Raw genomic sequence first — 12765 nt, forward strand, 5'->3', positions numbered from 1 at the left:
ATGCGCCGATCGTGTCCGCACCGCTTGAGTCCGCGCCGTTGCGTCGCCATCATCCACCCATGCCACGCGCCTGCACCGATCCCCACCACCACGTCCACGACGCACCGAGCTTCGTGGACGCGGTCGAACGCGCCTGCCGGGAGCGCGGTCTTCGACTGACCCCGATCCGCGCACGGGTGCTCGGGTTCATCGCCCGGCAGGGCAAGCCGATCAAGGCCTACGATCTGCTCGAACAGCTGCGGGTCGACAACGCCCGCATCGACAAGAGCGACGACGAAGACAGCTCCGGCGCCGCTGCGCCGCCGACCGTGTATCGCGCGCTGGATTTCCTGCTTGCCAACGGCTTCATCCATAAATTGGAATCGGTGAACGCATTCGTCGCGTGCCACCATCCGAGCACCGCGCAGCACTCGGTCCCGTTCCTGATCTGCGATCGCTGCCACAGCGCGGTGGAGCTGGAGGATATGGACGTCGTCTCCGCGCTCGACGAGCGCGCACGCGATCTGGGCTTCGAGCCGAAGGCGCAGACCCTGGAAGTGCACGGCATTTGCGCGCGATGCGCTGAGGCCGCCTGATCTCCGGACCGCCGCAGATACGACGTTGAAAAGTTGCACGCGCCGCGCGCCTGTCCGGGAGAGAATCGACAGGCACGCGGCACGTGCTGGGGCGCCGTGAAGATCCCGATGCCGTGTCCGGACTTCGGGATCGATGCAACGATCAGAAGAACAGGCGCACGCCGAGCCCGAAATTCCGGCCCGGCAATACGACGTTGTCCTTCAGGAATGAGGTGTGCACCCGGGCGTCGACATCGCCCAGGTTGCTGCCGTCGACGAAGACTTCTCCACCGTAGTCGTTCACGTCCCAATGCCATGCGAAGTGGGCATCGATGAGGGTATGGCCGTCGGTCGCGGTTTCGTCCGGAGCCACGTTGTTCTGGCGCATGACCCGGGTTGCGCCGAGGGCGACGCGCCAGCGATCGGCGTTCCAATTCAAGTCCACGCCGAAACGCGACGGTACGACGCGCGGCAGGTTTTCGCCGCTGTCCAGCTCGCCGCGGACGTGATCGCCGAACGCGCGCAGATCCAGCTTGCCGCGTTCGTTGTCCAGCAGGTGCGCGATGAATTCGGCTTCCATCCCCTGGAATTTCGCGTCGGCCTGCGACCACTGGCGGATCGGCAACGGATCAGCGCCGGGTTCCGGCGGGGTGAACGTGCCGGTGTCGGCGAGATAAATGAAGCCGTCGAAGCGCGTGGCGTAGAGCGCCGCTTTCGCTTCGAAACGCGCGCCGTGGTAATGCAGGCCGACCTCGGCCTGATTCGCGCGTTCTTCGCGCAGTCCCGGTTCGCCGATCTCGTACGACGCGGTCGCCGCATGCGGGCCATCGGCGAACAATTCTTCCTCTGCGGGCGCGCGTTCGGCGCGATCCAGATTCAGGGTTACGCGCCAGGCATCGTTGAAACGCCACAGTGCGCCGGCGGACAGGCTCATCGGCGTGAAACTGCGACGTCGCAGGCCTGCCGCGTCGCTGCTCACGCGGTCGGCGCGGACACCCAGATCGACCTGCAGCGCATCCCACTGGCCGTGCTCCATCCAGAACAGGCCGCGCGAACGGGTCTTGGTGCGCGGCACGAAGGCTTCTTCTCCGACCGCTTCGAACACACGATCGCCCGTCTGGAAGCCGATGGCGCCGGTCCAGTTCGCGATAGGTTTGTGGGTGAGTTCGAGCCGGCCTTCGTTGGCGTCGTTGGTGAAGACCGTGCCGACGGCAGCGCCTTCGAATTCGGTGTGTTCGTAGTTCGTGCTTGCGAAGCTGCCGCGCAGGCCGTCGAAGATCCAGAAATCGCGGTTGATCCCGGTCTTCAGTTCGAAGCGGTTCTGCAGCATGTCCAGCGAGACGCCGCCTTCGCCGGCGGACGGATCGCCCGGCTCGCCGGGATTGCCGTAGCGGTTGTCGTAACGCGATGCCGACACGCCGATGAAACCATCCGCGCCGATGTACGACGCGCCCAGCGCGCCGGTGCGGGTTTCGACGAAGCTGTTGCGTTGCTTGCCGTCAGGGATGTCGTAGTCGTCCTGGTCGCGATACACACCGTCGGCATGCAGCACCAGCGCGCCGTCGGCGCCGGACGCGTCGACCCGGGCCATCGCGGTACGCCCGTTGTCGACGCTGTCGTAGCGGAGTTCGGCGCGACCGCCGAAGGTTTCGTCGAGACGGCGCTCGGCGATACGGCCATCGACCACATTGACCACGCCGCCGATCGCGCCGCTGCCGTAGAGCAGTGTGGCGGGGCCTTTGAGCACCTCGATCTGGTCGGCCAGGAAGGGCTCGACTGCTGTCGCATGATCCTGGCTGATCGTCGATACATCCTGACTGCTGAGGCCGCCGGACAGCACGCCGACGCGCGGGCCGTCCAGTCCGCGGATGATCGGGCGACCGACGCCGGCGCCGAAATTCGAAGTCTGTACGCCGGGCAGTTTGTCCAGCGTTTCGCCCAGGGTGGCCGACTTGGCTTGATCCAACTGCTCACCGGCCAGCACGTCCACCGGCTGGCTCAGCGCTTCGGCGGTGAGGCGCAGGGGGTTGGCGGTGACGACGATGGTATCGAGTTCTTCGGCAGGGTCGTGCCTGGGGTCGCTCATCGTCGAGGGCTCGGTCGCATTGGCCACCGATGCCGCCAGACAGATGGCGACGAAGAGCGGGGTACGCACGTAACGGAAAGAGTTGTGCATGGGTTGAACGCACGGGATGGGGATGAGCAGTGATGTTATAATGTTACATTACGGCTCCCGCATCCCCCAGAAGTCATGCCCCATTCCCCTGCTGCCTTGTCCAAAGCCGACCATCTCGGGTTTGCCGCGTCATTGCTCTGCGCCGTGCACTGCGCGCTGTTTCCGCTCGCGCTGGCGCTGTTGCCATCCCTTGGTTTGCAGTCCGTCGGCTGGGTCGATCTGGACCAGGCTTTCGTCGTGTTCGCAACGGTGCTGGGCACGACCACGCTGACGCTGGGCTGGCGTCGGCATCGGGCGTTTCGCGCCTGGGCGGTGCTGCTGCCGGGATTGCTGCTGGTCTGGCTGGCGTCATTCAGTGGGCTGCATCAACACACCCTCGGCCATGCGCTGGTGATGACGCTCGGCGGCACCCTGTTGGCGGCCGGTCATTGGCTCAATCTGCGGCTCACCCATGCAGCGGAAGCGAACGGTGGCTCGAAGCCATGCGCGCGGGCCAGCGCTGAATGAATGGCCCGGGGAAACGCGCCTGGCAAATTGCGGAAAGAGGATGCAACCCGCCCGGGATATTGTTACGTTATAACTTCATCAAAGACGGCTGCCGCCGGGATCGTCATGAAGAAGTCGTTATCGGGTCTGGGCGTGCTCGCGGCACTGATGTGCGCGCCGGCATCGGCGGCTGAAACATCCCCCGCCAAAACGCAGATGGAAGCGCTCGAACAAAAGATCCAAGCGCTGCAGTCCAGCGTCGACGCATTACGCAAACAGGCCGACGAAGCCACCGCTTCGGCCGAAGAGGCGCAGGCTGAATTGCGTGCGCTCAAGGCCAATGGCGTGCAGATCGCGGCCTCGCCAACGGCGGACGGGGTCGATTCCCTGGCAGCGGGTCCGGAGTCGGATTCGATGTCGCCGCCGGTCGAATCCTTGAGCGCCGCGGACGCATCCGGGAGCGGCGGCGCCAACGCCAACGCCAACGCCAACGCCTTCAACCCGGCGATCAGCCTGATCCTCAACGGCAGTTATTCGCACCACTCGCTCGATTCCGATGCCTATGCGCGTGCCGGGTTTCCGCTGGTGGGCGAGGGCGCACCCAGCCCCGATGGTTTCTCGCTCGGAGAAAGCGAGCTGACGCTGTCGTCCAATATCGACGACAAACTGTACGGCCAGATCACGCTCGCGATCGGCAGCGAGGATGGTCAGGACGATGTCGGTATCGAAGAGGCCTACATCGAGACCACGACCCTGCCGGACGGGCTGAGCCTGCGCGCCGGCCGCTTCTTTTCCAATATCGGCTATCTCAACAGCCATCACGCGCATACCGACGGTTTCTTCGACAGGCCTTTGGCCTATCAGGCGTTCCTGGGCAACCAGTACGGCGACGACGGCGTCCGCCTGAGCTGGGTCGCGCCGACGTCGTTGTTCCTGGAAGTCGGCGCGGAAGTGTTCCGCGGAAACAATTTCCCCAGCGGCGGCGCGCAGCGCGGCGGACTGGGCACGCGCACGCTGTTCGCGCATCTGGGCGGCGCGGCCGGCACCGAAAACGAATGGCTGGCCGGCATTTCGGCCTTGCATACGCGCGCAGAAGGCGCCGAAGACGGCTTCAGCGGCGACAGCACGCTGTATATCGCCGACGGCACCTGGAAATGGGCGCCGCAGGGTAATTTCAAGGATGGCGGTTTCACCGTGCGTGGCGAGTATTTCCTCGACGATCGCGACGGTGGATACGTCGATCCGAACGATCCGCTGATCACGTCGCTGTGGAACGGACAACGTCGCGGTGTCTATCTGGAAGGCGTCTATCGCCTCAGCCGCAGTTGGGACATCGGTTATCGCTACGACCGGCTCTGGGCGGACAGCGCAGGACCGTACGCCAGTGCCTTCGATCCCTGGCGCCACAGCGCCGAGCTGACGTGGCGCAACAGCGAATTCAGCCTGTTCCGCCTGCAGGTCAGCCACGACAAACCCAATGCCGACGACAGCGACAACGCCGTCACCCTGCAATACCAGACCAGTCTCGGCGCCCACGGCGCCCACAAATTCTGAGAAGTTCGCCGCCCATGAAACCGATCGCGATTCCCGTCCTGCTGGTCGCCGCGTTGTTGGCCGCACCGGCGCAAGCCAAGTTGAAGGTTTTCGCCTGCGAACCGGAATGGGGTTCGCTGGTGCGCGAACTCGCTGGCGACAAGGTCGATGTCGATGTCGCGACCTCCGCGCTGCAGGATGTGCATGTGATCGAGGCCAAACCCAGCCTGATCGCCAAGATGCGCGCCGCCGATCTGCTGGTGTGTACCGGCGCGCAGCTGGAAATCGGCTGGTTGCCGCAGCTGCTGCGCCAGTCGGGCAATACCAGAGTCGCTTCGGGACCCGGTTCGTTCATGGCTGCCGCGCAGGTGAAAACCCTCGAAAAGCCGACAACGCTCGATCGCGCCAACGGCGACGTGCACCCGGACGGCAATCCGCATATCCATCTCGACCCGCGTCGCGTGCTGATCGTCGCGCAGCGGCTCGATGCCCGTCTGGCGCAGCTTGATCCGGCCAATGCTGCGGTCTATCAGCAGCGTCTGGGCGACTTCTCCACGCGCTGGACGGCGGCGATGAAGCGTTGGCAGACCAGGGCGGCGCCGCTGCGCGGTCGCAAAGTCGTGGTCCACCACATCAGCTGGGTGTACTTGTGGGATTGGCTCGGCATCCAGCAGATCGGCGCGCTGGAACCCAAGCCCAGCGTGCCGCCGACCAGCGCGCATCTTTCCGGTCTGATCGCGACCACCAAGGCCGTGAATACGCTGGCGATCGTCAACGCCGCCTACCAGGACGGCAAACCGTCCGCCTGGTTGTCGCAGCGTACCGGCGTGCCGGCGGTGACCCTGCCGTATACGGTAGGGGGCGATGCGCAGGCGAAGGATCTGTTCGGCCTGTTCGATTCGACCATCGACAAACTGCTCGGCGCGGCGAAATGAGTCCCAACTGGGAAGGTCTGGATCCCGGTATCCTCGGCCCGGCCTGCGTCGCCGGGCTGATCGTGTTGTCGACCCATGTCCCCCTGGGGCGTCAAGTGCTGTCGCGCGGCATCATCTTCATCGATCTGGCGATCGCGCAGATCGCGGGTCTGGGCGTGATCCTCGCCCAGTATCTGGGCATCGGCGAGCACGGTCTGGGTGTGGAACTGGCCGCCGCCGCCGCCGCGCTGCTGGGCTCCGGCCTGTTGGCATGGACCGACCGGCGCTGGCCCGAATACCAGGAGCCGCTGATCGGCACCCTGTTCGTGCTGGCGGCCACCGGCGGCCTGCTGCTGCTCGCGAACAATCCGCAGGGCGGCGAACACCTCAAAGACCTGCTCGTCGGGCAGATCCTGTGGGTCAGTTACGAGCAGCTATTGCCAGCGGCGATCTTGTCTGCGGTCCTGCTGGCGGTGCTGTGGCTGCGCGGCGGCGAGTTGCGGGGCCTGCTGTTCTATGCGCTGTTCGCACTGGCGATCACCGTATCGGTACAGCTGGTCGGTGTGTATCTGGTGTTCGCCAGCCTGATCGTGCCGGCCCTGGCGACCGTCCGCATGCGCGGAAAAGCCCGCATCGTCGCCGCTTACATCATCGGGGCGCTCGGTTATGCGCTCGGGCTCGTGCTGTCGGCCATTCTCGACCTCCCCAGCGGCGCGATGATCGTCTGGACCCTGGCCGGCTGCGCGCTGTTGGCGCAATGGTTGCCGTTGCCGCGCGATTCGCGCCCACCAACGTCTGCCGATGCCGCCTGATCTTCGCCGCCGCCGTCTCCTCGACCGGATCGGAGCGACCGGATCGCTGCTGTGCGCGGCCCACTGCGCGCTGTTGCCGCTGTTGATCGTGTTGCTGCCCACTTTCGGCGTGGCGGCCTGGTTGAAAGAGGATTTCGAGGTCTGGTTCGTGCTGTTCGCAACGCTGGTCGGCGTGTTCAGCATGGTCATCGGCTATCGCCGCCATCGGGTCATCCGTGCCTTCAGATTGCTGCTGCTGGGTCTGTCGGGGCTCTGGATCGGTGTGCTGTACCCGCCGTTGCATGCGTCGGTGTGGCTGCATGCGCTGGTCATGGCCACCGGCGGGACTCTGGTGGCGCTGGCGCATCTGGCCAATCTCCGGCTCGACCACGCCCATGTCCACGGCCCCGGGTGCGCGCATGAGCCCGGATCGCCGGGTCTGCGGTGATCGATCCGGCCACGGTTGGAGGGCAGTCGTCCCGGCCCGTTGATCGCAGGATTTTTCGAGCCGGCCGCAATCTGCTAGGCTTTGCGCCCGGAAAGCCCGCGTTATCGGCGCATGCCGGTTTCTCGGCTCGCTCCACCGCCCGATGCGGCACGGGGCCCGTCACATCATTCAGATATCAGATCAGGAGTCATCCCCATGGGTAAAGGCGACCGCAAGACGGCCAAAGGCAAGCGTTACAACTCCAGCTACGGCAACGCCCGTCTGCAGGTTTCGAAGAAGGCGACCGGCGCCGCCGCCGCGCCTGTCGTGAAAAAATCCGCTGCCAAGCCGGCCGTGACCAAGAAAGCCGTGGCCAAGAAGGTCGCTGCCAAGTAAGCGACCGACCTGTTCAGGCGTGTTGCGCAGAAACCCCGCCTTGGCGGGGTTTTCGCTTTTCAGGATATTGAGCCCCGCCTTGGCGGGGTTTTCGCTTTTCAGGATATTGAGCCCCGCCCCGGCGGGGTTTTCGCTTTTCCGGATCCTGCGAAGCATCCTGCGGAACCCGGGCTCAGCGCGCCGGGACGCGTTCCAGTTGGCCGTCGGCGTAATCGCGCGCGAACGGCAGGTCCTTGCGGTGAACATAGCCGATGAAGCAGTCGCAGACCGGATTCGGGCAAGGTTTCGGCCCGAGGCGTGCGGCGAAACTGCCGTCATGGAGATTCCCCAACGGCTCGGCCACGAAATGACAGCGGCGCACGTCGCCGTCGCCGTTCACCGACAGCACCGATTCGCCGGTCGCACAGGGCGCCCCCACGCTGGGCGGCGGCGCAAGGTTGTAGCCGAAGTGCGGATCGATGGCGGTGAGCCGCGCGGTATCGGCCCCATCGTAATAGTCCGCAGTGCGCTGATCGTAGGCGTTGAGCCACATCGGCACGTCCACCGGCAGCATCGCGCGCAGGCGCTCGATCTCATCGAACGATTCGCGCAATGCGACCATGCCGACGCTGAAACGGATTCCACGGCGGCGCAGGTCCAGGCAGCGGTCGACGAAGGCGCGCAGCGATACCTGGCTCGGGTGGTACGTGCACCACAGCGCGAACGACCGCGTATCGACACGCTCCAGCCAGCGCGTGCCGATGCACAGATTGGTCTGTATCGCGACGCGTCGCACGTGCGGCAGATGGCTGAGCGCGATCATGGCTTCGCGATAGTGCTTGCGCACCAGCCCCTCGCCCCACGGCGTGAACAGGATCGACAGCGTCGTCGTCTGCCGCGCGGCCCAATCGACGAAGCGCGCGAGGTCCGCGGCGTCGCGCTGCAGCGTCGCGCGACTGTCGCGGGTTTTCGCGAACGGGCAATAGTCGCAATCGTAATTGCAGCTGCTCAATCTGCCGCGATACAGCAGCGACAGCGCCGAAGGCAGGCCGTCTTCGAGCGCGCTCAACTGCGATGCGGGAATCTGCGGTGCGTCCATGCGTCAGCGCAGCTCGAATTCGGCCATGCGCGCGGCCACCGCATCGGAAATCAGCCAGGGACCGATCGTGTCCGCACGCGCCATGCCGGCATCGGTCAGCGCCAGCAGCGCGCCTTCGCGACGCGCGAGCGACAGCGCCTCCAGCGCCTGCAACTGCGGTAGGTCCTGGAAACAATCGCTGCCGAAGCGTGCGCGATACGCCTCCGCATCGAGTCCCGGACGCACCAGCAGCGATTGGATGACGTAACGCCGCTGCTGTTCGCCCGCGTCCAATGCGATGCCGTAGTCGATGCTTGCGAAATCGTCCTGCGACAGCGACAGGTAGTGATCGAGAATCTCGGCGACGCTGCGCCGCGAAACGCCGAATTCGCTGGAGTAGTGCAGCGCGTGCGTGTACGAGCGCGCGCCGCAGCCGATGCCGACCATGCCGTCGTCCTGACAACAGTAGGCCGGGCCTATATCGCTGGCGGGCGCGTGCGGCGCGCGGAACATGCGCATCGAGACTTGCCGATAACCGGCAGCGAGCAGCGCGTCGCGGCCGGCGCGATACAGGGTCATGCGGTCGTCGACCGGTTCGGGACGCAGTGCGAAACGGGTTTTGCCGTCGCGGCCTTCGATCCTGTCCCCGATTCTGCTCAAACCAGTCAGCGGCCGGACGTACAGTGGATAGAGATAGAGCTCTTCCGGCGCGAACGCCAGCGCACTGTCGATCGATGCCAGGAAACTGGCTTCGGTCTGTCCCTGGATGCCGTAGATCAAATCGAGATTGAGGGTAGGAAAGTCGTGCGCACGGATCGCGGCGATCGCGCGCTCCACCTCGTCGCGCTGCTGGGGGCGGACCAGCGTGCGTACTTCGGCATCGCTGAAACTCTGGATGCCCATGCTGATGCGGTCGATGCCCGCGCTGCGGCAGATCGCCATTTTTTCGGTGTCGACGGTTTCCGGCGACACTTCCATGCCCGCCGGAATCGTATGAAGATCGATCGTGCAATGGCGCCGCACGCTGTCGAACAATCGCTGCAGTTGATCGGCGGACAAATAACTCGGCGTGCCGCCGCCCAGCGCGAAGCGGACGAAGCGATGCGTGCCGAGCGCGTCGGCGGTGACTGCGAGTTGGCGATCAAGTTGATCGAGATAGCGTGCGACCGTATCGGCCGATGGTCGCGCCAGCGTGAACAGATTGCAGAAGCCGCAGCGATACGAGCAGAACGGAACGTGCAGATACAGGAACAGCGCATTGCGGTCTTCGTTCGCCCATGTGTCCCGCAACGGTTGCGGTTCGGTCAACGCCCGGTACGCGGTCTTGTGCGGATAGGAATACGAATACGCCTGGTACGGCGGCAATTCGAGCAGGGATTCGAGCGCGGCAGCGTTCACGGCGTCAGCAGGAAATGAGCATAGGGCACGTGCATCACGACATCGTGCGCGATGCGGTGCCCATGATAACCGTCCTCGCCGTAGGCGGTGCCGTGATCCGAGCAGACGATGACGAAGGTCGGCGCGCGCCGTCGCGATGTGTCGAACAGCTTTGCCAAAACGCCATCCACATGGACCAGCGCAGCCATGTGGGTCTCGATGTCGTCGCGTTCCGCGCCCGGAAGATAGTGCCGGTTCGGTTGATGCAGCGCGGAGACATTGATGAAGGTGAAGCACCGCTGTCCGTGCAGATCGTCTGACTGCAGGCGTTCGCAGGCCAGCGTGACCTGCGCTGCCGTCGAGTCGATCGCGGTCACGCCGAATTCCGGTCGCCAGTGGGCTTCGTCGAACATCGACGGCAGTGCGCGGCCCAAGGGATTGGCGAGATTGAAGAAACCGACGCCGCCGATGCAGATCGTTCGGTAACCCTGTGCTGCCAAGCCATGGACGATGTCGGCATGATCCGGAAACACGAGGGTATTCGCATCGATGGTTTCGCTGCCGGCGAAGGCCAGCGCGAACAGGCGCGGATGCGGCCCGGGTCGCGCGGGTGTGGGCAGGAACCCCGCGAAAAACGCCTGATGCGCCGCGTAGGTGAAGCTGGCCGGCGTGTGCCGGCGTTCCCAGCCGCCGGCGGGCAGATGCGCGGCCAGCGCCGGCAGCCGGCCCTGCGCGAAGCAGGCCTGCGCGGCGTCGTAGCGCAGCGTGTCGAGGGTGATGAACAGGATGTCGTGCGTGCCGACGATGGCGTGCATGTCGATGGCAGGTGGTGCGGCAGGATCGTGGGTCATGCCGCGTTCCTGTCCTGTTCGTCATGGCCTGCGACCCAGGCCGCTTGATCGTCGTAGGCATCGGCGCCGTGCCAGCGCAGACCCGGCAACAGGTCACCGAAGGCATTCGCCTCCAGCACGTGGCAGGCTTCGCGACCGGGAATCAGGTCGAAGCCGATCATCGCGCTCTTCGCGAACACGGCCGCTGCTTTCCTGACGCGGTCTTCGATGACGCTCGTCTCCGTTGCGTCGAGCAGCGCCTGCGGATCGCCACGTCGGTTGCCGAGGTGAAGATTGGTCATCGGCCGGTCGGCGATGCGCGCAACCCGCTGCCGAGGCTCACCCTCGAAAGCGACCACGCGCAGATCGAAATGATGGCCGGCGTGTCCGGGTGCGCGTGGTTTCGCGATCCAGCGTTCGACGTAAGCACCCTGTATCGCCAGCGCATCGATCAATGCTGCGATGCTTCGACGGTCGGTATAGCGCTTCGGCGCAAGGGTGTTGAACAGATGCGGGTCCTTCGCGCCTTCGATGATCGACGTGCTCGCGTAGGCGACTTCACGACCGTCGCGATGATGCCGATACGCGAGTACGCCCGCTGCGGACGAACCGTAGCGGGCCTTGACGAAGATGCGATCGCAATCGTGCTGTTCGGACAATCGACGCAGGGCATCGTAGCCATCGATGAGGCCGAGCAGCGGCGGCGCGACGACGCCAGCGGCAATCAAATCCTGCTGGCAGCGCCATTTGTCGCACATGCGCAGGATATCCCCGGGCGGATTCAGCCAGCGCGCGTCGCCTGCAACCCGATGCAGTGTCTGCAACAGCCCGGCGAAGCCGGCGTACCACAGGTGCTGGTTGGCGAGCTCGGCATGCGCAAGCGGTTTGGGTGGCGGACCTTGTTCGCCGTTGCGGATCCAGCCGCGATGCAACAATGCATCGTGCAGCGCGGCGGATTCGCCGGGCGAATCGAGTTTGACGACGACGCTGCCAGAAACCGCATCCGCAAAGCGCTGCGGCTCGTCGAGCAGCGTCGTGTAATCCACGATGCGCGCCGGTGCCAGGCCGCGTCGTTTCAGCGCCGCCTGCAGTAGATGCGTGCGGCGATGGTCCGGTTGTCCGACCAGGACCATCGAGGCCTGCGTCACGGCGACTGCCGGCTTACTCGGACACCGCGACATAGCGGTCGCCGTCGCTTTCTTCGGCATCCTGGGGATCGTCCAGCACGACCTTGCAGGGCAGTGCGCGCAGTTTGGCCTGCCAGGCTTCGCCGACGTAATGGTGACTGAGGTCGAGCGTTCCCAGTCCCGCGATATGCGGACTTTCGCAGAGCGCCTGCGCGCCCTCGTCGCCGATGACGCCCATCGAAAGGTCCAGCGTTTTCAGTTTGCCAAGCCACGGTTGCGTGGCCAGATGCGCAGCCAGTGCATCGCTGAGCTGCGAGTTGCGCAGGCCCAGATAGTCCAGTCGCGAGGCATCGATGGCATCGAGGAGGCGTGCATAGGTGCCGACATCGCCATCGAAGCCATAGCCATCGTCGCCGAGCCACAGTTCCAACCGGCGCAGCGCCGGCAGCTTCGATCCGGCGATCGCATTCGCGATATCGCTGGGCAAGCCGCCGCATTCGATCGCCAGTTCATCGAGTTGTGCGTGCTCGAACGCTTCCAGCTTCAATTGGCTGCTGCCGCGGATCCGCAGCGAGCGCAACTGCGGAAAGGCGGCCAGCAGCGGGTTGTAACCGACCTGGATGATCCACGAAACCTCGCAGTCTTCGTAGGTCATGTCGCCGATGAACAGGGCCTGCAGCGCAGGCAGTTCCGCGCGGCGTTCGATCAGGCCATCGAGATAGCCCTGCGGACCTTCGTCGTGCGCTTCGCTCCATGCGCCGATGATCAGCGCGTCGAGCGCTGCCGTGTCGACCTGTCCGAGGAAGCTGTCGAGCAGGTCGCGCTGGCTCTCGGCCGAGTCGTAATCCTGCATCAGCCGATAGATGTTGGTGCGGACGGCAGCCGGATCGGCGATGGTGTCGCCCATCCGGAATTCGACGACGGGCTTGTCGAGATAGCGGTCCTTGGTTTCGTTGATCGTCATGTCGAGTCCAATGCATGGGGTGTGGGTGGAGTGGCACTTGCTTGAGCTTCGTCATCCCCGCGTATGCGGGGATCCAGCGTCTTTGCTTCGTCGCAGAGGCCTGAAGTCACTGGATCCCCGCGTGCGCGGGGAT

Annotated in this window: 13 protein-coding genes; 7 read left to right on the forward strand and 6 right to left on the reverse strand. The window is 65.0% G+C overall.

From position 1 onward, the window contains the following. Positions 1 to 59: 59 nt before the first annotated feature. Positions 60 to 575, forward strand: coding sequence for a transcriptional repressor (locus HOP03_13085; GenBank protein NOT89103.1), 516 nt, complete (start codon positions 60 to 62; stop codon positions 573 to 575). A 142-nt stretch (positions 576 to 717) separates the two neighbouring features. Here HOP03_13085 and HOP03_13090 read toward each other — a convergent pair whose 3' ends face one another. Further along, complete coding sequence (locus tag HOP03_13090; GenBank protein NOT89104.1) at positions 718 to 2730, reverse strand: TonB-dependent receptor; 2013 nt, start codon at positions 2728 to 2730, stop codon at positions 718 to 720. A 75-nt stretch (positions 2731 to 2805) separates the two neighbouring features. Here HOP03_13090 and HOP03_13095 point away from each other — a divergent pair, with 75 nt between their 5' ends. From HOP03_13095 to HOP03_13120, 6 genes are all read left to right on the forward strand, one after another. Beyond that, on the forward strand, positions 2806 to 3237 hold the full coding sequence (locus HOP03_13095) for a MerC family mercury resistance protein (protein ID NOT89105.1): 432 nt from the start codon (positions 2806 to 2808) through the stop codon (positions 3235 to 3237). Positions 3238 to 3342: 105 nt separating this feature from the next. After that, positions 3343 to 4770 (forward strand): hypothetical protein, encoded by a 1428-nt coding sequence (locus tag HOP03_13100; GenBank protein NOT89106.1) that lies wholly within the window; start codon positions 3343 to 3345, stop codon positions 4768 to 4770. A 14-nt stretch (positions 4771 to 4784) separates the two neighbouring features. Then, a complete protein-coding gene (locus HOP03_13105; GenBank protein ID NOT89107.1) occupies positions 4785 to 5684 on the forward strand; it encodes a zinc ABC transporter solute-binding protein in 900 nt (299 codons plus the stop codon). Further along, on the forward strand, positions 5681 to 6475 hold the full coding sequence (locus HOP03_13110; protein NOT89108.1) for a metal ABC transporter permease: 795 nt from the start codon (positions 5681 to 5683) through the stop codon (positions 6473 to 6475). The genes HOP03_13105 and HOP03_13110 overlap by 4 nt, the downstream gene beginning before the upstream one ends. Continuing rightward, entirely contained in the window at positions 6465 to 6902 is a 438-nt protein-coding gene (locus HOP03_13115) for a MerC domain-containing protein (GenBank protein NOT89109.1), read from the forward strand. The genes HOP03_13110 and HOP03_13115 overlap by 11 nt, the downstream gene beginning before the upstream one ends. A gap of 195 nt (positions 6903 to 7097) precedes the next feature. After that, complete coding sequence (locus HOP03_13120) at positions 7098 to 7277, forward strand: 30S ribosomal protein THX (protein NOT89110.1); 180 nt, start codon at positions 7098 to 7100, stop codon at positions 7275 to 7277. 172 nt (positions 7278 to 7449) lie between these two features. Here HOP03_13120 and HOP03_13125 read toward each other — a convergent pair whose 3' ends face one another. Genes HOP03_13125 through HOP03_13145 form a run of 5 tightly spaced genes read right to left on the reverse strand, consistent with a single transcriptional unit; the run spans position 7450 to position 12632 of the window. Continuing rightward, positions 7450 to 8355: a radical SAM protein gene (locus HOP03_13125; protein ID NOT89111.1), complete on the reverse strand. Its 906-nt coding sequence runs from the start codon at positions 8353 to 8355 to the stop codon at positions 7450 to 7452. Positions 8356 to 8358: 3 nt separating this feature from the next. After that, positions 8359 to 9732, reverse strand: a complete 1374-nt coding sequence (locus tag HOP03_13130) for an STM4012 family radical SAM protein (GenBank protein NOT89112.1) — start codon at positions 9730 to 9732, stop codon at positions 8359 to 8361. Then, a complete protein-coding gene (locus HOP03_13135) occupies positions 9729 to 10526 on the reverse strand; it encodes an STM4013/SEN3800 family hydrolase (protein ID NOT89113.1) in 798 nt (265 codons plus the stop codon). The genes HOP03_13130 and HOP03_13135 overlap by 4 nt, the downstream gene beginning before the upstream one ends. A 32-nt stretch (positions 10527 to 10558) precedes the next feature. After that, positions 10559 to 11668, reverse strand: a complete 1110-nt coding sequence (locus tag HOP03_13140) for an STM4014 family protein (GenBank protein NOT89114.1) — start codon at positions 11666 to 11668, stop codon at positions 10559 to 10561. A gap of 34 nt (positions 11669 to 11702) precedes the next feature. Further along, the gene (locus HOP03_13145; GenBank protein ID NOT89115.1) at positions 11703 to 12632 is read right to left on the reverse strand and encodes an STM4015 family protein; all 930 of its coding nucleotides are present in this window, start codon (positions 12630 to 12632) and stop codon (positions 11703 to 11705) included. Positions 12633 to 12765: the final 133 nt, after the last annotated feature.

The sequence above is a fragment of the Lysobacter sp. genome (assembly GCA_013141175.1).
Taxonomy (GTDB): domain Bacteria; phylum Pseudomonadota; class Gammaproteobacteria; order Xanthomonadales; family Xanthomonadaceae; genus Lysobacter_I.

Bases quoted from the DNA above. Each gene is read 5' to 3' on its own strand.
- HOP03_13110 (NOT89108.1), top strand. From the start codon at position 5,681: ATGAGTCCCAACTGGGAAGGTCTGGATCCCGGTATCCTCGGCCCGGCC.
- HOP03_13135 (NOT89113.1), bottom strand. From the start codon at position 10,526: ATGCACGCCATCGTCGGCACGCACGACATCCTGTTCATCACCCTCGAC.
- HOP03_13095 (NOT89105.1), top strand. From the start codon at position 2,806: ATGCCCCATTCCCCTGCTGCCTTGTCCAAAGCCGACCATCTCGGGTTT.
- HOP03_13085 (NOT89103.1), top strand. From the start codon at position 60: ATGCCACGCGCCTGCACCGATCCCCACCACCACGTCCACGACGCACCG.
- HOP03_13145 (NOT89115.1), bottom strand. From the start codon at position 12,632: ATGACGATCAACGAAACCAAGGACCGCTATCTCGACAAGCCCGTCGTC.
- HOP03_13120 (NOT89110.1), top strand. From the start codon at position 7,098: ATGGGTAAAGGCGACCGCAAGACGGCCAAAGGCAAGCGTTACAACTCC.
- HOP03_13100 (NOT89106.1), top strand. From the start codon at position 3,343: ATGAAGAAGTCGTTATCGGGTCTGGGCGTGCTCGCGGCACTGATGTGC.
- HOP03_13125 (NOT89111.1), bottom strand. From the start codon at position 8,355: ATGGACGCACCGCAGATTCCCGCATCGCAGTTGAGCGCGCTCGAAGAC.
- HOP03_13115 (NOT89109.1), top strand. From the start codon at position 6,465: ATGCCGCCTGATCTTCGCCGCCGCCGTCTCCTCGACCGGATCGGAGCG.
- HOP03_13090 (NOT89104.1), bottom strand. From the start codon at position 2,730: ATGCACAACTCTTTCCGTTACGTGCGTACCCCGCTCTTCGTCGCCATC.
- HOP03_13105 (NOT89107.1), top strand. From the start codon at position 4,785: ATGAAACCGATCGCGATTCCCGTCCTGCTGGTCGCCGCGTTGTTGGCC.